We start from the raw sequence: 22,482 nt of genomic DNA on the forward strand, positions 1-22,482 counted from the left end.
GCCAGGCCCCGGATTTCAGTTTAGGTTAGGGTTACCTTAATCAAATTTCGATCGCTCCTACCACCACGAGGTACGCCATGGCCGAGACCATCACCGCCCGCCCGACCGACGCCGAGTCGATCCGCACGGCGTGTATGCGGGTCACTGCGGCGATGGTCGCGATCGAGGGCGCCGAACCGTCCCCGGTGACGATGGTCCACCTCTTCGACGGCCAGGCGTTCCTGCTCATCGGATCCGACACCGCCGCCATGGCCGCGGCCGCCGACACCAACGACCCGATCGCCGCGATGATCGAGGTGACCGACTGCGCGCCGATCGAACTCCGCGAACCGGTCCGGTCGCTCATCTGGCTCAACGGAACCCTGCACAGGGTCCCGGCCGACCTCGAGCGCGACCTGGCCATGGAGATCGCCATGGACCATCCGTCCGACGAGCTTCTCGACCTCGGTCACGGATCGTCGATGCTGCGGGTCCAACTCAGCGGCGCGGTCATCGCCACCGCGGCCGGCGCCGCGTCGGTCAGCGCAGAGGAGCTCACCCGCGCCGTCCCCGACCCGTTCTGGGAGAACGAGGCCGACTGGATCTCCCATCTCGACTCCGAGCACTCGGAGCTGGTCGTGCAGATGGCGCGACGGCTCCCGCCGTCGATGCGCACCGGCCGCGTCCGCCCGCTCGGCATCGACCGGTTCGGCATCCGCTTCCGCGTCGAGGCCGACTGCGGTGAGGGCGACCGTGACTCCGACGTCCGCCTGTCCTTCGACCGCCCGGTGACCGACGTGGTGGAGCTGTCCAAGGCGTTGCGCGCGCTGGCCGGCTGCCCGTTCCTCAACAGCCTCCCGGCCGAGTAGTCACCGCCCGCTCGACGCAGGCATCACTACGCTGGCCGGGGTGTCGACCTCCGGTATCCGAGCGCTGCTCACCCCCGCGCGCCCGTCCGACATCGCCGTGGTCACCGACCGCGGCCGACGCCGCGCCATCGGCGCCGAGATCGTCATCGTCCTGATCCTGACGTTCGGCATGTCCGGGATCTACGCGATCCTGTCGCTGATCGAGGACGAACTGCGCTCCGGCGGCATCGGCGGCCAGACCATCGCGCTCAACCAGTCCACCTCCGCGGTCGACCTGATCGACCTCGCCCGGCAGATACTCGCCGCGACCCGCCTGTTCGCCATCGCCGCACTCGCGGTGTACCTGCTCTACCGCAGCGGGGTCGCCCTCTCGCGGGCCGGCGTGAACCGTGCGCTGAGCCGCCGCGACGTCGCATGGGGTGCGGCGTTGGCAGCCGGGATCGGACTACCCGGCCTCGCCCTCTACGTCATCGCACGCGAACTGAACATCAACGCCCAGGTCCTGCCCAGCGACCTCACCGAGACGTGGTGGCGACTTCCGATCCTGGTGCTGTCGGCCATCGGCAACGCGGCCGCCGAGGAACTGCTCGTCGTCGCCTACCTGATCACGCGGCTGCGCCAGCTCGGGTGGTCGGAGAACCGGTCGCTGCTGGCGTCGGCGCTGCTGCGCGGGAGCTATCACCTCTACCAGGGCTTCGGCGGCGGCCTGGGCAACGTGGTCATGGGACTGGTCTACGGACGCTTCTACCAGGTCACGTCACGTGCGTGGCCGCTCGTGATCGCCCACGCACTGATCGACAGCGTCGCCTTCGTGGGGTTCGCGCTCCTGCGTGATCGCCTGGGCTTCCTGAGCTGACTGCGCCCCGCGGGCCGAAAGCGACCGAGGGGGTGACCCACGGCCCCTGCGCCCCTTACGATACGAACATGCTCAAACGATTGTTGGTCACGGTTCTGTGCGGCTTCATCGCCTCGACGGGCCTCGCCATGGCCACCACCACCTCGCAGGCCTCGGCCGCCCCCGCCTGTTCCGACGTCGCCGCGGTGTTCGCCCGCGGCACCGCCGAGCCCGCCGCCCCGCTGGGCATCACCGGCGTCTCCTTCGTCGAGGCGCTGCGCTCGCAGCTGCCCGGCCGGTCGTTGTCGGTGACCGGCGTGAACTACCCGGCCAGCGCGAACTTCAACAACCGGGTCGCCTTCGGCGCGACCGTTCTCACCGGTGTGCGCGCCACCCAGGACAAGATCAAGTCCATCGCCCGCACCTGCCCGCGCACCCGCATCGTCGTCGGCGGGTACTCGCAGGGCGCCGTGGTCGCGCAGTACGCGGTGAGCCCCGGCGTCACCCTGCCCGCCTCCTACGGCCGCTTCGCACGGGACGTCCCGCCGCCGCTGCCCGCCGCGGTCGCCCGCAACGTCGCCGCCGTCGTGCTCTTCGCCACCCCGTCCACGCGCTTCCTGCGCGACGCCGGCGCCCCGGTCGTGCGGGTCTCGCCGCAGTACCAGGCCAAGACCATCCGCTACTGCATCGCCGGTGACAACATCTGCAACGGTGCCCGCCTGGCCGGCCCGAACGCGCTGCACGTCCTGTACTCGGTTAACGGCGACACGCTAAACGCGGCACGCAAGGTCGTCGGGCGCCTGTAGTTCCCGTCTCATCCCGGGGACGCTCCGTACAGTCGTGGCTGTGAACGAGCAGGACGGGCCCTTCATCCGGCGTCCCGGTGGGTCCGGGCCCACCCCCGGCAATCCACGCGGCCCCGAGCGGCGTCGCGTGGTGCCGGGGCAGCCTTACGACCCGCCACGGGCGTGGTCGCAGTCCCCCGATGACCGCGGTGGAAAGCCCGCTCCGCCCCCGGCCGGTCGATACGCGCCGCGCCAGGAGCCGGAGCCCTTTCGTCCCGATCGCGGCCCGGTCCCGCCTCCTCCGGGCCGCGATCGGCGTTCGCCCGACCCGGGCGGGTTCCGTCGTCCGCCACCCCCACCGCCGCGCCGACCGGCCGATCAACCTGGTCCGCCGTCGCGGCGACCCCGCCGGCGTCGTCGCATCCCGATCGTCCGCAGCCTGCTGGTGCTGCTCCTGGTGATCGTGGTGGGCGTAGCCGGACTGACGTTCTACTACGACTCGAAGCTCAACCGCGTCGACGCGTTGAGCAGCTACCCCGGTCGCGTCCGCGACACCCCGGGCACCAACTGGCTGCTCGTCGGCTCGGATTCGCGCGCCGACCTCTCCGCCGAGCAGAAACGGCAGCTCGCCACCGGCGACAGCGACGGCAAACGCACCGACACGATCATGCTCATCCACATCCCCAGCAGCGGGAAGGCGATGATCATCTCCATCCCCCGCGACCTCTACGTCACCATCCCGGGGCAGGGGCCGGACAAGATCAACGCGGCGTTCAACGGTGGTCCGAAGCTACTGGTGCAGACCATCGAGACGTTCACGAAGGTGCACATCGATCACTACGCCGAGATCGGGTTCGGCGGCTTCGACACGCTCGTCGACGCGGTCGGTGGCGTCAACATATGTCTCGATCAACCGCTGCGGGACCCCAAGGCCGGTCTACGACTCCGCGCCGGCTGCCAGGACCTCAACGGGCAGCAGGCCCTCGGCCTGGTCCGCACACGAGCCTTCCCCAACGCCGACCTCGAGCGGGTGGTCAATCAGCGGAAGTTCCTCAGCGCCCTGATGTCGAAGGCGTCCGGGGCGTCGACGGTGCTCAACCCGTTCCGGCTGTTCCCGTTCGTCAGCGGCACGGTCTCGTCGATCACCGTCGACAACGGCGACCACATCTGGAATCTCGCGCTGCTCGCGTGGGCCCTGCGGAGCAGTCCGCTGACCACCACGACCCCGAACGGCGGGTCGGAGAACACCGACAGCGGCGACGCACTCGCGGTCGACGACGACACCACCACGTTCTTCGACTACATCGCCAAGGATGTGACGGTCCCCGCTCAGCTTCTGCAGAACACCGGCGGCGCCATCAGCTAGCGATCGCCGATCCCGTTGCGGCGCAAAGGTTCCGATGAATCGGACGGTTGCTTAGGATTGCCTGTGCGAAGCAGGCAAGTTCATCCTTACTAAGGTTCAACTTGGATGACAAGACATTTCGGGCGTCCTAGGGTCGTCCACATGTCCGTCACCACGCGCTCAGCAGCGAGCACCATGACCCGTTTCCACCAGCTCCTCCAGGACCAGATCGCGCACGAGTTCGCGGCGTCGCAGCAGTACATCGCCCTCGCGTCGTTCTACGCGAACGAGGATCTCCCGCAGTTGGCGAAGCACTTCTACGCCCAGTCGGTCGAAGAGCGCAATCACGCGATGATGATCATCCAGTACTTCCTCGACCGCGACATCGCCGTGGCGGTGCCCGGGATCGCCGAGCCGCAGAGCCACTTCAGCGAGTTCCGCGAGCCGATCAAGCTTGCGCTGCACCAGGAGCAGACGGTCACCGACCAGATCATCGCCCTGGCCCGCACCGCCCGTGACGAGGGCGACTACCTCGGCGAGCAGTTCATGCAGTGGTTCCTCAAGGAGCAGGTCGAGGAGGTGGCCGTGATGACGACCCTCGAGACCGTCGCCGAGCGCTGCAACGGCAACACCTTCGACCTGGAGAACTTCGTCCAGCGCGAGCTCAACGTCACCGCGGAGGCCGACGCGACCGCGCCGTCGATCGCCGGCGGAAGCATGTAGTCAGACCACTCTGCAGCCCCGACTGAGCCGCCCCACACACCGTGGGGCGGCTCAGTTGTCTCAGCGCAATGTGACCTGACGCCCGCGGATCCCGTCGCGGGAACGTCGCTGCTCGCCGGTCAGATCGCCGGTCTCGGCGAGGGCGGCGACGAGGTCGGCCTCGAACGTCGCACACGGCGTCGTCCACTCGTCGGGGTGCATCTCGTTGTCGAGGTCGAACACCGGCACCAGCAGTCCGTGGGTACGGAACGACCCGGCGAACTTCGAGCCCTCACCGAGGGTGAGCTTGCCCGCCGCGTGCATCCGCGCGAGCGCGCTCATCACGTCGTCCTCCGACTCGGGGCGGACCCATCGCAGGTGTGCGCGCTCGCCGGCGTCGACCCACCACGGCGCGCCGGACAGACCGCCGGGGATACGGGCGGTCGGCATGATCGAGGTGCTGGCCTGCTCGATCATCGCGGCGATCTCGGTGGTGACGTCGGCCTGATCGGCGAACCACCATGTGAAGTCGTCGTGCAGCGTGATGTCGAGGTCGGTGTCGGCGCCCAGAGTGGCGGCCAGATCCGCGATCCCGGCGGCGGTGTCGCCCTCGGCCTCGGACGACGCGACGTACGGGTCCCCGCCGGCAGCCTGCGATGCCCACCGCAGCGCGCTAGCGATCTCGCCCGCGACATCGGCGGCGGTGTCGAACTCGGTCTGCAGCGCGACGAGACCCTCGGTGGCGCCGTCGACGTCGCGGGTCAACGCCTGCACGGCGCCGGGCAGGATCGTCGCGAGCTTCACCGAGTTGGTCCCGACGCCGTCACCGTGCACCGTGATCGATGCGGTGGCCGATGCGACGAAGCTGCGCAACGCGACCAGATCGCACTCCGCCGCGAGGCCGGCGAACGGGCGCGTCGGTGCGGCCGACGCCTCCGCCTGCCGCGCCTTGCGTGCCGCGACGCGCTCCGCACGGTCGCTGCCGGGACGTCCAGTTCCGCGCTTGCTCTTCTTTGCCATGGTGTCGAACCTATTACGCGCAACCGGCGACACCTACGCAGCCCCTGCGGGTGCGGGTCACGACCGGCGCGAGGGCTCCAGCCATTCCCTGACGCGGCCGGGGAAGTTCGTGGCCACGAAGTCGACTCCGATTCGCGCGCAATGGAGTACGTCGGCGTACTCGTCGACGGTCCAGCAGTAGGTCGCCCGCCCCGACGCCGCGGCGCGGTCGACGGCGTCGGGATGGTCGCGCAGCGTCGCGATCGACGGGCCGATCCCGGTGGCTCCGACGGCCGTCGCCGCGCTGCCCCCCAGGATGCGCGCGGTGTCGCCGAGCAGGACCGTCGGCAGCAGCGGAGCGTTGCGACGGATCCGCCACGCACCCGCGGTGGAGAACGAGATGACCGCGGCCCGACTGTGATCGGCCGAGGGCGGCGACGCGATGCCGAACCGGTGCAGCTCGGCGAGCAACAACTGCTCCACCAGACCACCGAAGCGCACCGGGTGTTTGGTCTCGATGAACAGCCGCGCCGGGCTGCTCCAGTCGAGGGTCAGCGTGATGAGTTCGGCGAGGGTCAGCACCTGGGCGGGCCGACCAAATCGGTGCCAGCTGCCGAAGTCGTGCTCACGCAGTTCCGCCAACGTCATCTCGCTGACGACCCCGGTGCCCGACGAGGTGCGGTCGATGGTGCGGTCGTGGACGCAGACGAGCTGATGATCACGCGTCAGGCGGACGTCGCACTCGAGTCCCTCGGCGCCCTGCGCCAACGCGAGTTCGTAGGCGGCCAGCGTGTGCTCGGGTCGGTCGCCGGACGCGCCCCGATGGGCCACCACGGCCGGGCGCCGCTGACGCTTGATCCGGGCCGCGTCCGGCAGCGGGTCCGAGGTGTCGTCGCCCCCCTGCGTCATCAGACCGCCAGCCACCGCGTGGCTGGTTCTCCCCGCGCAGCCGGATCGAACGCGCGGTGCAACAGACGGACCGACACCAGCGCGAACACCGCACCCGCGGCGTCACACAGCACGGTCAGCAACACCGCGTTGGCGCCCCACTGGATCGAGTCGGCGGTGAACCGGATGACCAGGGTCAGGGCGGCGAGCAGATTGAGTGCCACCCAGCCCGCCCACCACAGCCGCAGCGTGCGCACCAGGCGATCGGCGGGGAGCTGGTGGCCGCAGTTCGCCAACTCGTGCACGAACACCGCGGGCGCGACCAGGTTCAGCACCGGGACCAGCGATCCGACGGCGAGATGCCACCCGGGACGCGGGTCGATGCGGTCGTTGTCGGCGTAGGCCCGCTCGCGGTGGTGTCGGAACCACGCCACGAACGCCACGAGGCAGGCGATGACCATCGCGACCGACACGACGCCGAGTCCCCACGTGATCGCGTAGGACCACGCGACCAGGGTCCCGTCGAGCGGTCGGCTGCGGTTGACGACGAGCAACCCGTAGATCCACGCCTGCGCGAGGGCGGTGACCGCCAGCAACGTCGCCAGCGTCTGCACCATCGGCGTCAGGGCCTGCGCCCAGCGCGCGGTGCGGTCCCGCGTCGGCTCCGGGGGCGGCTCGATCTCGTCGACGAGCCCCCACCGGGGAATCCAGGTGTAGCGCGGGGTCGGACCCGCCGCGACGGATCGACGTGCGCGCGGACCCGGCCTCGCCTCGGGTGGTCGTCGCGCCACCCAACGCACTCGGCGGTCGGGACGACGCATAGCCGCACGGGGCACCGGTGGCCGAGGCGCGGGGGGTCGCCCGGGCGGCGGGATGCGAGACGGGTCGTCGACGACCATCAGCGGGCCACCGCAGCGCGGGCATCCTGATCTACGCGCGTCGTGCGGTGCCTGGATGCGACAGCGCGGACAGAAGTCCATCACCCGTCCATGGTGGCACGACACCCGTCGCGACGTCCCGTGACCGGATTGCTCCACAAGTTATGCACAGGTTCGGCGGCGGATCCATTCTGCGCGGTATGCAAACGATGGTTTGCTCCGCTCAATGAAACCGGCCCACTTGCACGAATTTCAGTGACCAGGCTCACTAAAAAGATCTCCAGGCCCCGGTTTGTCCACAGTTTCCACAGCCTCATCCACAGGTTGAGGGTCCATCGCCACGCCCCGTGCCTGCGACGCGACCCCGCCCCTGTGGATAGATTCCGAAGGTCACAGCAGTTGCTCACAGACCGACGGAGGACCAGCGGGCGCGCTTCTCCATCGCCGACCAGGCCCCGGTGACAACGCCGTCCATCACAGCCGCCATCTCGAGTTGACCGCCCGTGAGCCGGGCGAGTAGTGGCTTCGACGGCGCGATCACGTCGACCTCGGCGTCGGGGTACCGCTCGGCGATGACCGATCGGAGGACACCGACGGCGTCGACCAGTCCGACCTCGACCGCTCGGCGTCCGATCCAGACGTCGCCGGAGAAGAGGGTCTCGTCGTCGCCGGAGAGCTTGGCGCCCCGACGCTGTCGCACCCACGCGATGAACGCCTGGTGCAGATCGGCCTGGATGCCCGACAACCACTCGACGTCCTCGGGCTTCTCGTCGGAGAACATGTCGAGGCGCGCCTTGTTGCTCCCCGCGCTGTAGATGCGGCGTTCGAGTCCGATCTTGCCGATCAGCTCGGTCGCTCCGAACCCCGAGGAGACGACGCCGATGGATCCGACCATCGACGTCCGTGCCGCGAAGATCTCGTCGGCCGCGCACGCGATCCAGTAGCCACCCGAGGCGGCGACGTCCTCGCAGAACGCCAGCACCCGGACACCGTTCTCCGACGCCAGCTGACGTACCCGCTCGGCGATGTACTCCGACTGTGCGGGCGACCCGCCCGGGGAGTTGATGACCAGGACGACCGCTTTGACCCGGTCGCCGGTGAACGCTCGCTTGAGGACGCTCTCCACGCCGTCGGCCGTCAGACCTCCGCGTCCCACACCGACCGCACCGATGTGGCCCTCGAGCCGGACCACCGCGACCCGATCGGGACGGGGGGTGCCCAGCGCGTGTTTCAGCCTCGTCAGCGGTCCGTCGCTCATGGGAGCCACTCTAGGCTGGAGGTCATGGAGATCTGTGTTTTCACCGAGCCGCAACAGGGTGCCACCTACGACGAGCTGTTGGCCGTCGCGCAGACGGCGGAGGCGGCCGGCTACACCGGCTTCTTCCGCTCCGACCACTACCTCGCGATGAACGTCGCCGACGGCGTCGGCCCGTCGGACGCCTGGATCACCCTCGCCGGTCTCGCGCGGGAGACGTCGCGGATCCGGCTGGGCACCCTGGTCACCTCGGCGACCTTCCGACTGCCCGGCCCGCTGGCGATCTCGGTGGCCGGCGTCGACGCGATGTCGAACGGTCGGGTCGAGTTCGGCATCGGTGCCGGCTGGTACGAGTCCGAGCACACCGCCTACGGCATCCCGTTCTCCCGCCTCGGCGAGCGCTTCGACCGCCTCGAGGAGTACCTGGCCGTGATCACCGGGTTGTGGTCGACACCCGTCGGCGACCGGTTCACCTTCGACGGCAGCCACTTCCAGCTCACCGACTCCCCCGCGCTGCCCAAGCCGGTCCAGCAGCCCGGCCCGCCGGTCATCATCGGGGGCGCGGGCAAGAAGCGGACCCCGGCGCTCGCCGCCCGGTACGCGACGGAGTTCAACACCCCGTTCATGTCGCCCGAGGACGCCGCCCCGCTCTACCGCCGTGTCGACGAGGCCTGCGAGCAGGTCGAGCGCGCGACCCCGATCCGGCATTCCGCCGCGCAGGTCGTCTGTTGCGGTCGCGACGACGCCGAGATCGCGCGCCGCGCCGAGGCGATCGGACGCGACGTGGCGGACCTGAGGGAGAACGGTCTGACCGGTACGCCCGCGGAGATCGTCGACAAGATCGGCCGATTCGGCGACGTGGGCGCCACCCGCGCGTACCTCCAGGTGCTCGACCTGTCCGATCTCGCGCACGTCGAACTGATCGGCTCACAGGTACTGCCGCAGCTGTAGGCGCCGCCACCGACGTGTCAGACTGACTCCCATGTCAGCCACGGTGGCCCTCGACGATCATCTGCGTGCGATCGGTGCCGCGACGGGTCGGATGACCGCCGCCGCGCTCGCCGCCGGTCCCGACGCCGCGGTACCGACCTGCCCGGAGTGGACCGTCGCGGATCTGTTGGCCCACCAGGGGATGGTCCACCGCTGGGCCCACGCGCACGTCACCGCGACAGAACCGCCGTTCGCCGACGGCCCCGCCGTCCTCGCCGAGGTCGATCCCGACGATCTGCCGGAGTGGTTGGCCGAGGGATCCGACGAACTCGTCGACGCACTCGCGGCGGCACCCGCCGATCTCGACGCCTTCGTGTTCATCGAGACCGGTCGGACCCCACTGGAGTTCTGGGCGCGTCGCCAGGCCCACGAGACGACGGTCCACGCCCTCGACGCGGTCGGCGCCGCCCGCGGTGAGATCGCGCCGGTCTCCGCGATGGGCGTGACACCCGCGTTCGCCGCCGACGGTCTCGACGAGCTGGTCGTCAGCTTCCTGGCCCGCGGTCGGTCGAAGCTCTTCGACGGCACCCCGTTCAGCATCGCCATCGCCCCCGACGACACCGACCACGCCTGGACGTTGCGGGTGACCGAGTCCGCACTCACCGCCGAGCGCGGGTTCGACGAGGACGCCGAGGTCCGGTGGACCGGGACCGCGGCCGCACTGTACTTCGGGTTGTGGAACCGCGGCGGCGACATCGTCTCCTCCCGGGGCGACGCCGCCGTGTTGGAGAACTGGCACCGCCGACACCGCATACGAGGACGATGAGTACTTTCGAAGTTCGTTGGTTGACCGCGTTTCTCGACTTCCCCGCCGACGAGTTCGGCAGCGAGGTCACGTTCTGGCGCGCGATCGCCGGTAGCACGGTGTCGCCGCCGCGCGGCGACAAGCGACAGTTCGCGACCCTCGAACCGTTCAACGGCGATCCGCATCTGAGAGTCCAACGACTCGAATCCGGGCCCGGCGGTGTACATCTCGACCTCCACGTCGACGATCTCGACGCCGCGGCCACGGAGGCGGGCCGGCTCGGCGCCACCGAGGTGCACCGGTACGACGACGTCGTGACGATGCGGTCGCCGGGCGGGTTCGTGTTCTGCCTCGTGCCCTGGGAGGGCCAGAAGACCCGGTCACGTCCGATCCGCTGGCCGGGCGACACGATCAGCATCATCGACCAGGTCAGCATCGACATCCCCGCCCGCGCGTTCGAGGCCGAATGCGAGTTCTGGCACCGACTGACCGGATGGGAGCTGACCGACAACGACAGTCCCGCGTTCCGCCATCTCGATCGGCCGAACCACATCACCATCCGGATACTGCTGCAGTGCATCGACTCCGGTGAGATCGGCGGGCACGTCGACCTCGCCAGCACCCACCCCTCCGACGAGGTGTCCCGACACGAGGACTGGGGCGCGGAGGTGCTCGCCGAGTTCCCGAACTGGACGGTGATGGCCGATCCCACCGGGCGGCGCTACTGCATCACCTCGCGCAATCCCCGGACCGGCGAACTGCCCACCGCATGACCACCGAGCCACTCACCTACTCGACGGTGGTCGTCGACGGGTTCACCTGGCGGATGATCGACCAGGGCGACGGGCCCGTGGTCCTGCTGTGTCACGGCTTCCCCGGTCTAGCCTTCAGCTGGCGACACCAGGTCCACGCATTGTCGGCCAACGGTTTTCGCGCCATCGCCCTCGACATGCCCGGGTACGGCGGCACCGACCGACCGGTCGAGATCGCCGAGTACTCGTTCGCCGCGGTCGCCGGGCGGATCGTCGCCCTCCTCGACGAGTTGGGGATCGACGACGTGCTCGCGGTCGGCCACGACTTCGGGTCGCCCGCGGCGTGGACGCTGGCCCGGCGACACCGCGATCGGGTGCGCGGGTTGATGTTGATGGCCATGCCGTACGCCCCGGATCGGCTGCCGGTGCCGCCGACGCAGGCGTACGCCCATGTGGCGCAGAAGCATTTCTTCCACTTCGACTACTTCCAGGAGCCCGGGGTCGCCGACGCCGAACTCGATTCCGCCCCCGGGGAGTTCCTCGCCCGCGTCTTCCACGCGCTGTCCGGCGACGCGCCCTACCTGCAGACGTGGGACCACCCGAGCGTGCACGACGGTGTCCGGGTGGGCTATCTCGACGCGCTCCCCACGGCCCCGCCGCTGCCGTGGCCGTGGTTGAGCTCCGACGAGTTCGCCGTGTACGAGACCACCTTCGCCGCGACCGGGTTCACCGGTGGACTGAACTGGTATCGCGCGGCCGACGTCAACTGGTCCGAGATGGCCGACGACGACCCGGTTCTCGATGTCCCCGCCTACTTCCTCAACGGCGAGAACGACCCGGCGCTCGCCATCGCGGGCGAGAAGACGATGGGCCGCATGCGCGAGACGATGCCGTGCCTGCGCGCGGTGCACACCTACGACGGTGCCGGTCACTTCATCATGGCCGAGTGCGCGCGCGAGGTCAGCGCGGCTCTGATCGGTTTCGCCCGCACCCTGCGCTGAGGCGTCTCAGGTCGCGGGGTGCGCCCGGTGGAACTCGGTCAGTCGCTGCGCCTCGTCGTCCAGTGCTCTCGTGTCCGAGGCGTTGATCGGGGCCAGGGGCTCGATCCGCACCGCTCCGGTGTCGTCGGCCGACCAGCGCGCGACCACCCGACCGTCGACGAGTCCCAGGCCGGGCATCAGCCCGTTCGGGGTGACGAGTTGTGCGTACACCTCGTCGTCGATGATGCGGCGTCGGTCCGCCTGGGCGGTGACGACGTTGTCGAACGGGGCGAGCAGTCGCGCCGGGGCCGGCCCGTCGCCGTCGACGATGTCGATGCCGTCGAGGTCGAACAGCTCGGCGCCGTCGGGACCGCGGAAGCGGTTCAGCTCCCAGTCGGCCTCCATCGCCTCCACCAGCGGCCGCATCCGGGTCATGCCCGCCCACGTCTGGATGCCCTTGATCGTCGACGGTCCGAATCCCCGCAGGTACAGCCGGATCAGGTCCTTACGGGCCTCATCGCCCTCGACCGCCGGTTCCCCGGGACCCACCCAGTCGTCGAAGAGTCGGTAGGTGGCGCCGGCGTGGCCGTTCCACAGCCCACGGGGCGGTACCTGGACGAGCGGCAGGGTGCACCGCGCGACCGCGGTCAGCGTCGACGGCGGGTCGTCGGGCCACCGTTGTCCCAGTTTCTGACCGAGTTCCTTCGCGGTGAGTTCGTTGCCGGACAGTAGCTCTCGGGCGTGGGCGGTGATGTCGGGGGCGGTCACGGTGACGAGACGTCGTAGGTGATTGCTGCGGACCTCACCCTCCAGCGCGGCCTGGGCCAGCGGTCGGACCCAGCGCGCGTCCTGCGAGTCCATCAGGAACACCGTGCTGCGCAGCAGCGCCATCCGGACGACCTCGCGGTCGGTCATCAGGTCGTCGAGCTCGGTCGGGTCAAAACCCTCGATCCGTGACCACAACCCGTAGAACGCCGCCCGCGGATCCTGCGACTGCAGCCCCACGCATCGGTCGAGGACCTCGACGGCGTCCTCGTCGACACGGGTGAGGAGATGTTGGCGCGAGAGCAACGTCCGGTTCCACTGCGCGAGGGTGACCTCGTCGGCCATCAGCGCCCGCCGGTCGAGCGGGCCGACGCGATCTCACCGAAGGTCGCCGTGCGCGCGTCGGATCGGGCGCCGTCGGCGTCGACCCGCTTGTCGACGAGGATCACCTGACCGATGAACGGCTCGACGATGCCTGCCATGCGGATGGGTGCGGCGATGATGAGTTGGAAGCCGAACTGTTCGAACGCGCGCAGCGACTGACTGGAGAACGTCTCGTCGGACTTGCTGAACGCCTCGTCGAGCATGAGTGGGGCGAAACCCGGCCGGTGATCGTCCGGGCTGCTCAGCGAGAAGCTCAGTGCCGCAGCGAGACAGAACGCGACGAGCTTCTCCTGCTCACCACCGGAGTTCGTAGCGGTGTTGCGATAGGTGTGCACCGGCGGCGCGTCGGCGCCGTCGGCCACCGACATCTCCTTGCCGTAGAAGAAGTAACTGTTGCGGACGTCGAGAACGTTGTCGCACCAACGCCGCCCCTCGGTGTCGGTGGCGGTCAGACGCACGATGAGGTTCTTGATCCGATAGAACTGCCGGGCCAGGACCGCGCCGTCACCCGATCGTGCCGAGGGCGCGTCCCGGATCATCGCGTCGACGATGCGTCCGAACTCCATCGCCTCGTCGGTCGGGTTGTGCTGCACCGCGATCTGCAGATACGTGCCGGTGTTGAAGTCGACACGGCGCAGCCCGGAGTTGACCTCGGCGATGCCGCGACGGATCCGCTTGTTGGTGTCGCCGATCTCCTTGTAGAGGTTCGACACCGAGTGCGAGATGTCGGTGGTGATGAGCTGCCGGAACCGCTCCTGGGTGGTGGCCAGACCGTGTTCGACGAGACCGGAGTGGATCGAGACGAGGTCGCTCGCGCACTCGATGGTCGCGGTGAGGTTGTTCGCCGCCGACGGCCACTCGCGGACGAAGGCCTCCGCGGCCCGGACGATCCGGTTCTCGGCGGTGTCGCGTTCGGCGTTGGCGTCGGCCTGGATCGACTCGAGCGCGTTGCGCAGATCCGAGCGCACCTCGCCGTAGGTGGCCAGCGTGAGGTGTTTCTGGCCACCGGCCAGTACCGACGTCAGTACCCGCTCGAGGTAGTCGCGGTCGTCGTCGGCGAGGTCGTCGGTCTCGGGGTTCTGCTCGAGTTCGGCCAGCCACCGGTCCCAGTCGGACCCGATGTGACGCAGCTGGTCGTTGATCGCGCCGACCCGTGCGACGGCCTCCCGCCAGTCGGCGCGGGCGATGTCGACCTGCTCCTCGAGCTCGGCGAGGTCGACGCGGTTCTCGCGGACCGCGTCGATCCGCCGGTTGAGCTCGTCGGCGTCGCGGCGTGAGGACCACCAGTTCAGCTCCGTCCACGAGGAGTAGGCGCCCAGGGCATCGGCGGCCTTGGCGCGTTCGCGGTTGTCCTCCAGCAGATCCCGCATGTCCTGCGAGGTCTGGCGGGCCTCGTCGAACCGGTGGCGCAGCACGCCCAGCGATTCCTCCAGCGCGGCCCTCTTGCCGTCGGTGTTGGTGCCGAAGATCCAGTGGGTGCGGTCGTCGACGCGGCGACGGTCGTCCTTGCGGTAGCGGTCGCGGCCCGCCTTGACCAGGCCCTGCGGCGTGACCGCGAGGTCGTGCCGATCGAGCTCGATCGGGTTGTCGACGCAGGTGTGATCGGCCGAACGGGCCACCACACCCGACAGCCAGGCGCCCGCGGGGTGCGCGCGGTCGACGGTCATCTTCTCCGCCAGCGACCCCGGCCGCGGCGCCTCGTACGACGTGTTCTCGTCGTAGGCGCGGAACTCGAGAACACCGCCGAGGTCGGTCTTGTTGACGAACTCCGCGACCCGCCGGCGATGCTCGTGCGGCACCAGCAGGGTCATGCCCAGACCGCGCAGTACGCGTTCGGCCGCACCGGCCCAGGTGGCGCGGTACTCCTCGGCGACCTCGACCAGCTCTGCCGCATAGGGCAGTTCCTGCGCCGGGATGCCGGTGGCCGTGGCGATCGCGTCGCGCTGCGCGAGGGCTTCGCGCGGCAGCAGGGACCGCCGCGCGGTCAGCGTCGCCAACTCCTCGGCGACGGCCTCGTGCTCGCGACGGGCGTCGGTCTCGGCGCTGAACACCGGGTGTGCCCGCGCGTTCAACGACTGCGCCGCCTCCCGGGCCGCCCGCGCCATCTGCGGGGCGCGACCGCGCAGGGCCTCGAACTCCTCGCGCGACTCCGGGGTCTGCTCGCCGAGCCGCGACACCACCGCCGAATACCGTTCGTAGGCACGGTTCCGTGCGGTCACCTGCGCCTCGAACGACTTGAGCTCGGACTCCAGCGACGTCAGCTCACCCTTGTCGACGGTGAGCTGGTCCCGTAGTGAGGTGTGCCGGTCCTCGCGCTCGTCGGCGACGTTCTCCCACGAGGCGACCTCGTTGTCGAGGGCGGTGCGCGCGTCCTCGATGTGGTCGAGCTTCTCGCGCAGCAGCGTCATGCGGTGCTCGCGCATGAATGCCCGCATCGGCGGTCCGAGCAGCTCCCCGGCGCGGGTGGTGGATTCCTCTGCACCGCAATAGGTCTCCCACGCCTCCGGGATCGGGCGGAGCACCTTCTCCTGTGCGTGCGCCCGGGCGGCGGCCTGGTAGGCCTCGTCGAGCTGGGTGAAGTTCTCCACCAGCCGCTCGGCCTTGGCGTAGGTGTCGGGGCGGTCGAGCATGTAGGTGCGGATGAAGAGGTTGAGGTCACCGACGTTCTTCATCGCCTTGGCCTTGCCCATCAGCGACAGCGCCGCCGACGAGCTGCCGATGCCCACGCGCCGACGCAACGCCTCGGAATACGCGCTCTGGACGTCGAAGCAGGCGACGTCGGGATGGGCGGCGCGGTATGCCCGGATGTCGAAACCGCCGGTGGCCCAGTCGTTCAGGCTCAACAGATCGACGTCACCGGTGTGCAGCTGGTACCAGGACCGCAGCGTGGCCCCGTCGTTGCCGGAGCCGGGGAACCACTTGATGGCGATGGCCGTGGTCACCGACCCGGCGCCGTTGTCATATGTCGCGGCGATCGCCGACCAGGTGGCCCCGGTGCCGCGCAGATACTGCACCTGCGACTGGTTGTACTCGTCGTCGTTCTCGGCCCACGCGCCGCGGACGTAGTCGGCCATCGACCGCGCAGCCCGTTTGGCGCCCTTGGCGGTGAGGTCGGCCGAGGCGTTGAACCCCTGGTCGTAGGTGGGCAGCAGGACGACGGAGTGACCGTCCATCATCGACGACTTGCCCGACCCGGACGGCCCGGTCAGCAGCACCCCACGCTCGTCGATCGGGAAGTTCTTGTAGCCGTGGAAGGTTCCCCAGTTGACCAGCTGGATACGGGTCAGTCGGAACTGCCCGATGTTGATCGTGCGTCGGTGTTGCCCGCTCTCCGACGGCAGCGTCGTCGCGATCGGATCTGCGATGGTGTCGGTCATCGGGGGTCCTCGTCATCATCGGCGTCCGGGCCGGCGTCGTCGAGCGCGCCGGGATCGCTGTCGGGTTCGTCGAGCTCGGCGAGGTCGGGTCCGCCGCCGGCCAGGGTGCGGTAGGCCGTGGTGTACGCCTGCACCTGCTCGGGCGTCAGCAGCGACGCGATCACCCCGTAGATCGCGTACCGATCGGTTCCGGGCAACGCGCGGATGATCTTCCGGTTCTCCAGCACGTTGATCGCGGCGTCGATGCGGCGGACGAAGCCGGCCTCGTCGGTGTCGCGGACCGGCTTGAACGTGAGCATGTGGTCGACCATCTCCGACCGTTCGACCGTCACGGTCTCGTCGACACCGGTGAGGTACTTCTGTCGGAGGAACAGCGCCAGCACCGACGCCGCGAGCGTGAGGGTGGAGGCACGCAGGATGTTGCGTTGGCGCGGATCGGGTTCGGTGATCTGACGCGTGTAGGCGTACCGGTGCTCGGCGTTGATCTCGAGCCCGAGGTTGAGCTCCGACAGGCGCGACCGGATGATCTCCTCGTTGGCCTCGATGGCACGCCAGTTCCGCGACTTCGCGCTGACGTGGGCGGCGGCGATCAGCTCCTGCAGGGCGTAGCAGACGGGCGCGGGCAGCGCCGAGGTGTCGCCGTCGAACCGCGGGGCGACACGCGACTCCGAGACGTCACCGACCGGCGCCGACCCGTCGAAACTGAAGTGCGACAGATCGACCGACGGATCCGCCTCCGCACCGGGGTGGTCGACGAACAAGTCGTCGCCGGTCTGCTCGGGGTGGTCGGTGGTCTCGATGTCGTCGGTGTCGGTGTCGTCGGGAGCGGTCATCGACGGCCTCCCTTCGCGTCGTCGAGCAGGTGGACCGCGGTGGGGACCGGCGCCCCGGTCAGTGCGGGCAGTTCGGCCGTGAACGTCATGGCCGGGATGTGGATCTCGCGGATCCCGCGTACGGTGTGCGCCCCCACGACGGTCCGGGCCGAGGCGGTGTCGACCTCCCCGTGGCGCTGCGCCAGCGACCACACCCCGACGATGTCGCCGACGCGCGGTGACCCGACGTGCGCGAGCACCGCGGCGAGGTCGGCTGTGCCGGAACGCACCGCGGCGTTCACGGCATCGGTGAGCACCTGCCAGTCGATCGTCTCAGACCCGACCAGTTCCGCCGGGTCGATCTCGATCTCACCCGCGGTGACCTCGACCCCGTCGGGGATGTCGATGACGCCGTCGTGCATCGACAGCGCACCGACGGAGTTGGTGTCCGCCACGGCCATCGGCACGATGATGCCCACGTCACGACCGGCGCCCGCGTGCTCGAACGCCGCCGCGGCGGCACGCTGCGCCTCACCGATCTGCTCGCGCAGCGCCCGGTAGTGCAGGAAGTCGCCGCCCTTGACGAAGGTGTTGATGCGTCGGTACACCTGCCCACGGATCTCGTCGACGTGCTGCACCTCGTCCCACATCCGGTCGATGAACCGGGCGAGGGTGTCGGCGAGGTCCGGCGGGAGGTCGGGCAGGCCGGACAGGATGTCGTCGATGTGTCGCTCGAGGCCCTCGCGGAGGCGGTGGTCGGAGATCAGCGTGTAGAACGCGTCGAAGGCGTTGCCCTCGGCGGTCTTCCCCAGCTCGTCGTGGCCGTCGAACATCCGGTTGAGGGCTTCGGCGTAGGCCCCCGCACGCTCGTCGAGCCCCTGCGTGATCAGCGCCCGCGAGTTTTCCCGCAGCTTCTCTCCGTAGCCGATGATGTCGGCGGGCATGCGTTCGGCCAACGAGGTCACCATGCGGATGTCGTCGAACAACCGCCGGGCGTCGACCGCGGGAACGGCACCGGCGGCCAGCTCGGTCCGCCGACGGGTCAGTTCGGCGATCTTGGCGTCGAGATCTCGGATGTGTTCTCCCGGATCGGGATTGATCGCGACCGCGATGTTCGACAGGCGACCGATCACCATCTCCATCGCCGTCTCGGTGGCGACCGACCGGTCGTGGCGGACGGCCTGCACCTGGGTGATCGCCGTCGTCGCGCCGCGGGTGAGCTGATAGCGCTCCACGTGGCGGTCGGGATCGAGGGTGCGGGCGACGAATCCGTCCTTCACCCAGCGGTCGAGCAGTTCGACGGGCGTGGGGACACTCAGACCGCGATCGGTCCAGTGCGCGGCGAGGTCGGCGAGGTCTGCGTCGATGCCGTCGGCGAGGTGATCGCCGTCGACCTGCCCGTCGGCGAGGCGCGCCGCCATCATCGCGAGGTAGACCATCGCGCTGCGCGACCGCAGCAGTCGCAGCGTCACGTCGGCGTCGGCGTTCTCGGAGAACGCGGCGTAGAGGGTCGCAGCACCGTCACGTTCATTGCTGCGGACCATCTCACCTCCGTCTCTCGTGTGCTGCGTTTCGACGTCGGGCGAACCGCCGCGGTTCCCTGAGAAGGATAGTGGCTGCCCCGACTCCGGCTCGAGGGCGTTAGCGTTGGCCCATGTCGGACACTGTTTCGAACTCCGCCCCCTCGCCGCGCACCGTGGTCATCGCCGGAGGCAACGGAGGTCTGGGACGCCGGGTGGCCGACGACCTGGCCGCCCGGGGGATCGACATCGCCATCCTGACCAGGACGATCGATGTGCGGTCGCCGCACCGACAGGTGCTCTGGGACGGTCGGGGTCAGGGCGACTGGGCCGCAGCGCTGGACACCGGCACACCGACCGCCGTCATCAACCTGGCCGGGCGCCTGGTCGACTGCCGACCCACGGCGGCGAACATCGCGGAGCTACGACGGTCGCGTGTCGAGCCCACCCGCGCTCTGGTCGAGGCGGCCCGGGGACTGCGTACGCCCCTGACGCACTGGATCCAGGCCAGTACGACCGCGATCTGGAGTGACGCGGGCGAGACATGGTGCACCGAGGACACCCCGGTCCCCGAGGGCCTGCCGCAGATGACCGGTGTCGCGGCGCCCTGGGAGGCGGCCGCCGACGACGCACCGTGCGACCACGTCGTCGTCCTTCGGACATCGATCGTGTTGGACCCGGGATCGCCTGCACTGCAACGTCTCACACGGCTGGTCCGGGTCGGACTCGGCGGGCGGGTGGCCGGTGGGCGTCAGTGGGTCAGCTGGATCCACATCGACGACTGGCTGGCCGTGGTCCGCGCGGGACTCGGCCTCGACCCCGAGATCACGCTGCCGTCGGGCGTGGTGATCGCCGCGACCGACCACCCGGTCCGCAACGCGGAGTTGATGGCGACCCTGCGCAGGCTGTTGCACCGTCCGCCGGCACCGCCGACGCCGACGTTCCTGCTGCGACTGGGAGCGGTGGTGCTGCGCTCGGACGCACAACTCGGGCTCACCGGCCGACGAGCCCGCTCGACCGTCCTGCGCGACGCGGGCTTCCGCTTCGCCCACCCCGACCTCGACGGCGCACTGGCCGACGTACTGGGTGCGGGCCGACGGGGCTGAGGCGTCAGGCCGGGTACTTCAACCCGGTCGCCGAATGGCAGCGGTATCCGTGTGGGTTCTTCGCGAGGTACTGCTGGTGATAGTCCTCGGCGTAGTAGAAGCGTCCGCTGCCTGCCTGCGCGAGCGGCTTCACCTCGGTGGTCACCTCGCCGATCCCCGCCGCGTGGACGACGCCGGCGAACCTCTCCGCCGACGCCCGGGCGACGGCTGCATCCGCGTCGTCGAACGTGTAGATCGCCGACCGGTACTGCGTCCCGACGTCGTTGCCCTGCCGCATCCCCTGGGTCGGGTCGTGGGTCTCCCAGAAGATCGTGAGGATCCCCTCGAGGTCGATGACCGCCGGGTCGAAGACCACGAGCACCGACTCGGTGTGCCCGGTCCTGGCGCTGCAGACCTCGTCGTAGGACGGGTTGGGTGTGAATCCACCGGCGTAGCCGACAGCGGTCGAGTACACCCCCGGCACCTGCCAGAAGATCTCCTCGACGCCCCAGAAGCAGCCGCCGGCGAGGATCACCGCGGAGTACCTCGGATCGAACGGACCGCTGATCGGGTGTCCGTTGACCACGTGCCGGTCCGCCACGGGGACCGCCTCCGAGCGCCCGGCCAACGCCTTGTCGGCCGAGATCAGTTCCTTCTTGCGGTGTCCGAGAAGCTGATCAAACCAGGTCATGGGAGTCATGCTACGCACGCCGCCCGAGCGCGATTTGGCGCGCGGTCACCGCGTGCCTATGATGGCGATCACAGCACCGGTGTGACCGTTCTCACGGCCGCCGTGTCGACGACGACAGGAGAAGTGAGTGGCCACGCATTCCCACCCCGATCTGATCCGCACCCTCGGTCGACACAACCGGCCCGCGACGCGCGAGGACTTCAACATCCGCGCCCGCTGCATCACTACCGGCGTCAGCGTCCTTGCGCTCGTCGCGCTGCTGCTCGCGCTGATCCTGCTCTGAGCCGGCCGCTCCTCGCCCCTCACCTGCCTCGACGCAGGTGGCTGCGGGCTCGCTTGACTTCAACCATGGTTGAAGTCTTTATGCTCGACTCTGTTGCATTACCCCCGCCCCTACGTAGGCTGGACAAGTAACAGCGACCACAACGGGTAGAGCCCCCGAGGAGAGGAACAACGTGTCTGACTACACCTTGCCGGATCTGGACTACGACTACGCGGCACTCGAGCCGCACATCTCCGGCAGGATCATGGAGCTGCACCACAGCAAGCACCACGCCACCTACGTCAAGGGCGCCAACACCGCACTGGAGAAGGCCGCCGCCGCTCGCGAGGACGGGACCATCGCGGACAAGGTCTTCCAGCTCTCGGCGAACCTCGCGTTCCACCTGGGTGGCCACACCAACCACTCGATCTTCTGGAAGAACCTGTCGCCCAACGGTGGCGACAAGCCCGAGGGTGACCTCGCGGCCGCCATCGACGACCAGTTCGGTGGGTTCGACAAGTTCCAGGCGCACTTCACCGCCGCGGCCACCACACTGCAGGGCAGCGGTTGGGCGATCCTCGGATTCGACACCATCGAGGGCAAGCTGGTCATCCAGCAGCTCACCGACCAGCACGGCAACACCTCGGTCGGCCTCGTGCCGATCGTCATGCTGGACATGTGGGAGCACGCCTTCTACCTCGACTACCAGAACGTCAAGCCTGACTACGTCAAGGCATGGTGGAACGTCGTGAACTGGGCCGACGCCGGCGAGCGTTTCGCCAAGGCGCAGAGCCAGGGCAAGGGCCTCATCGTTCCCGCCTGATCTCACGCACAGCCACGACACCGCCCCCGGACCACGTGTCCGGGGGCGGTGTTGTCGGTGGCCGCTCGGGACATGCAGACGTAACGCTGCCGTCAAGCGATCGTTTAGCACTCGACTCCCCTTGTGTGCCAGCGGCTCTGACGAGCATCATGAGCCATGGACTACTCCGCGCGTTCGCTCGTGCCGATCGGGCTCACCCCGTTCCACCGTGACGGTCAGTTGCGCGGGATGTTGATCTCCGGCCGCTGGCCGGACACCACCCTCGAATGGACCCAGACGCTGGTGGCGTCGGTGCGGATCGCGTGCCGTCCCGGGTTCCTCCGCACGACGACCGTCTTCGGCGTCATCGAGGACCGCCCCGAGCACTGCGATCCCGACACCGTGGGGATGATGCTCGCCATCGGTGACGTCTCCAGCGACGACTTCGTCCGCGACAACCCGTTCCTGGCCCACGCCCCGGCACTGGTCATGCTGCATCCCCCGTCGCAGACGCGTGCCTCGCTCCCGGAGTGTTCCGATGTCGCGTCGGGGTGCGTGCTGCTGCCCGGTGTCCCCGAGCTCGGCCTCGAACACCGCGCCGGCTGGGCGGAGGCCGAGGCGGACGGGACCGTGGTCACCCTGCGCAACCAGATCGGCGTCGACCCCAACTCCGACCCCGACACCGCCGTGCTGGCCATGCTCCTGGCCGCCTGAGCACCGACGTCGCCGCACCGGCGACCCGCGCACAGAGATAAGGGTGCCCAAACTCGGGTGAAAAGGGC

At 69.3% G+C, this 22,482-nt stretch carries 22 protein-coding genes; 13 read left to right on the forward strand and 9 right to left on the reverse strand.

The genetic code is table 11. The annotated features are described in order from the left end of the window. The first annotated feature begins 77 nt into the window (after positions 1–77). From IEV93_RS04510 to IEV93_RS04530, 5 genes are all read left to right on the forward strand, one after another. Entirely contained in the window at positions 78–848 is a 771-nt protein-coding gene (locus tag IEV93_RS04510) for a DUF2470 domain-containing protein (protein ID WP_188487306.1), read from the forward strand. Between the two features lie 40 nt (positions 849–888). Then, positions 889–1,704 (forward strand): CPBP family intramembrane glutamic endopeptidase, encoded by an 816-nt coding sequence (locus IEV93_RS04515; protein WP_229704886.1) that lies wholly within the window; start codon positions 889–891, stop codon positions 1,702–1,704. Positions 1,705–1,772: 68 nt separating this feature from the next. Further along, the gene (locus IEV93_RS04520) at positions 1,773–2,489 is read left to right on the forward strand and encodes a cutinase family protein (RefSeq protein ID WP_188487308.1); all 717 of its coding nucleotides are present in this window, start codon (positions 1,773–1,775) and stop codon (positions 2,487–2,489) included. A gap of 40 nt (positions 2,490–2,529) precedes the next feature. Beyond that, positions 2,530–3,834 carry an LCP family protein gene (locus IEV93_RS04525; RefSeq protein ID WP_229704887.1) on the forward strand — a complete coding sequence of 435 codons (1,305 nt, stop codon included), beginning with the start codon at positions 2,530–2,532 and terminating at the stop codon, positions 3,832–3,834. A gap of 141 nt (positions 3,835–3,975) precedes the next feature. Next, positions 3,976–4,536, forward strand: coding sequence for a ferritin (locus IEV93_RS04530; protein WP_188487311.1), 561 nt, complete (start codon positions 3,976–3,978; stop codon positions 4,534–4,536). A gap of 60 nt (positions 4,537–4,596) precedes the next feature. Here the strand turns inward: IEV93_RS04530 and IEV93_RS04535 are convergent, their stop codons facing one another. From IEV93_RS04535 to IEV93_RS04550, 4 genes are all read right to left on the reverse strand, one after another. Then, positions 4,597–5,535: a DUF5926 family protein gene (locus tag IEV93_RS04535; protein ID WP_188487313.1), complete on the reverse strand. Its 939-nt coding sequence runs from the start codon at positions 5,533–5,535 to the stop codon at positions 4,597–4,599. A gap of 57 nt (positions 5,536–5,592) precedes the next feature. Further along, positions 5,593–6,423: a glycerophosphodiester phosphodiesterase gene (locus IEV93_RS04540; protein WP_188487315.1), complete on the reverse strand. Its 831-nt coding sequence runs from the start codon at positions 6,421–6,423 to the stop codon at positions 5,593–5,595. Continuing rightward, entirely contained in the window at positions 6,423–7,193 is a 771-nt protein-coding gene (locus IEV93_RS04545; RefSeq protein WP_188487317.1) for a DUF4328 domain-containing protein, read from the reverse strand. The genes IEV93_RS04540 and IEV93_RS04545 overlap by 1 nt, the downstream gene beginning before the upstream one ends. A 490-nt stretch (positions 7,194–7,683) precedes the next feature. Then, positions 7,684–8,538 carry a S49 family peptidase gene (locus tag IEV93_RS04550; RefSeq protein WP_188487319.1) on the reverse strand — a complete coding sequence of 285 codons (855 nt, stop codon included), beginning with the start codon at positions 8,536–8,538 and terminating at the stop codon, positions 7,684–7,686. Between the two features lie 24 nt (positions 8,539–8,562). On the opposite strand from IEV93_RS04550, the gene IEV93_RS04555 reads away from it, so the two are divergent. Genes IEV93_RS04555 through IEV93_RS04570 form a run of 4 tightly spaced genes read left to right on the forward strand, consistent with a single transcriptional unit; the run spans position 8,563 to position 12,023 of the window. Then, the gene (locus IEV93_RS04555) at positions 8,563–9,486 is read left to right on the forward strand and encodes an LLM class F420-dependent oxidoreductase (protein ID WP_188487321.1); all 924 of its coding nucleotides are present in this window, start codon (positions 8,563–8,565) and stop codon (positions 9,484–9,486) included. Positions 9,487–9,517: 31 nt separating this feature from the next. Continuing rightward, positions 9,518–10,291 carry a maleylpyruvate isomerase N-terminal domain-containing protein gene (locus IEV93_RS04560; protein ID WP_188487323.1) on the forward strand — a complete coding sequence of 258 codons (774 nt, stop codon included), beginning with the start codon at positions 9,518–9,520 and terminating at the stop codon, positions 10,289–10,291. Next, complete coding sequence (locus tag IEV93_RS04565; protein WP_188487325.1) at positions 10,288–11,043, forward strand: VOC family protein; 756 nt, start codon at positions 10,288–10,290, stop codon at positions 11,041–11,043. Before IEV93_RS04560 ends, IEV93_RS04565 begins: the two co-directional genes overlap by 4 nt. Continuing rightward, complete coding sequence (locus IEV93_RS04570) at positions 11,040–12,023, forward strand: alpha/beta fold hydrolase (RefSeq protein WP_188487328.1); 984 nt, start codon at positions 11,040–11,042, stop codon at positions 12,021–12,023. Before IEV93_RS04565 ends, IEV93_RS04570 begins: the two co-directional genes overlap by 4 nt. Positions 12,024–12,029: 6 nt before the next feature. Here the strand turns inward: IEV93_RS04570 and IEV93_RS04575 are convergent, their stop codons facing one another. Genes IEV93_RS04575 through IEV93_RS04590 form a run of 4 tightly spaced genes read right to left on the reverse strand, consistent with a single transcriptional unit; the run spans position 12,030 to position 18,884 of the window. Further along, entirely contained in the window at positions 12,030–13,112 is a 1,083-nt protein-coding gene (locus IEV93_RS04575; protein ID WP_188487330.1) for a winged helix DNA-binding domain-containing protein, read from the reverse strand. Further along, on the reverse strand, positions 13,112–16,528 hold the full coding sequence (locus IEV93_RS04580) for an ATP-binding protein (RefSeq protein ID WP_188487332.1): 3,417 nt from the start codon (positions 16,526–16,528) through the stop codon (positions 13,112–13,114). The genes IEV93_RS04575 and IEV93_RS04580 overlap by 1 nt, the downstream gene beginning before the upstream one ends. Further along, positions 16,525–17,361, reverse strand: a complete 837-nt coding sequence (locus tag IEV93_RS04585; RefSeq protein WP_188487334.1) for a DUF4194 domain-containing protein — start codon at positions 17,359–17,361, stop codon at positions 16,525–16,527. The genes IEV93_RS04580 and IEV93_RS04585 overlap by 4 nt, the downstream gene beginning before the upstream one ends. After that, entirely contained in the window at positions 17,358–18,884 is a 1,527-nt protein-coding gene (locus IEV93_RS04590; RefSeq protein WP_188487336.1) for a DUF3375 domain-containing protein, read from the reverse strand. Before IEV93_RS04590 ends, IEV93_RS04585 begins: the two co-directional genes overlap by 4 nt. Positions 18,885–18,994: 110 nt before the next feature. Here IEV93_RS04590 and IEV93_RS04595 point away from each other — a divergent pair, with 110 nt between their 5' ends. Further along, positions 18,995–19,966, forward strand: coding sequence for an epimerase (locus IEV93_RS04595; protein WP_188487338.1), 972 nt, complete (start codon positions 18,995–18,997; stop codon positions 19,964–19,966). Between the two features lie 4 nt (positions 19,967–19,970). Here the strand turns inward: IEV93_RS04595 and msrA are convergent, their stop codons facing one another. Then, complete coding sequence (msrA, locus tag IEV93_RS04600; RefSeq protein WP_188487340.1) at positions 19,971–20,636, reverse strand: peptide-methionine (S)-S-oxide reductase MsrA; 666 nt, start codon at positions 20,634–20,636, stop codon at positions 19,971–19,973. Positions 20,637–20,763: 127 nt separating this feature from the next. Here msrA and IEV93_RS04605 point away from each other — a divergent pair, with 127 nt between their 5' ends. The 3 genes from IEV93_RS04605 (at position 20,764) to IEV93_RS04615 (ending at position 22,414) form a co-directional block, all read left to right on the forward strand. Beyond that, positions 20,764–20,919 carry a hypothetical protein gene (locus tag IEV93_RS04605; protein WP_188487342.1) on the forward strand — a complete coding sequence of 52 codons (156 nt, stop codon included), beginning with the start codon at positions 20,764–20,766 and terminating at the stop codon, positions 20,917–20,919. 172 nt (positions 20,920–21,091) lie between these two features. Further along, positions 21,092–21,721: a superoxide dismutase gene (locus IEV93_RS04610; protein WP_188487344.1), complete on the forward strand. Its 630-nt coding sequence runs from the start codon at positions 21,092–21,094 to the stop codon at positions 21,719–21,721. A gap of 156 nt (positions 21,722–21,877) precedes the next feature. Then, the gene (locus IEV93_RS04615) at positions 21,878–22,414 is read left to right on the forward strand and encodes a peptidase (RefSeq protein ID WP_188487346.1); all 537 of its coding nucleotides are present in this window, start codon (positions 21,878–21,880) and stop codon (positions 22,412–22,414) included. Positions 22,415–22,482: the final 68 nt, after the last annotated feature.

The organism is Williamsia phyllosphaerae, from assembly GCF_014635305.1.
GTDB lineage: Bacteria > Actinomycetota > Actinomycetes > Mycobacteriales > Mycobacteriaceae > Williamsia_A > Williamsia_A phyllosphaerae.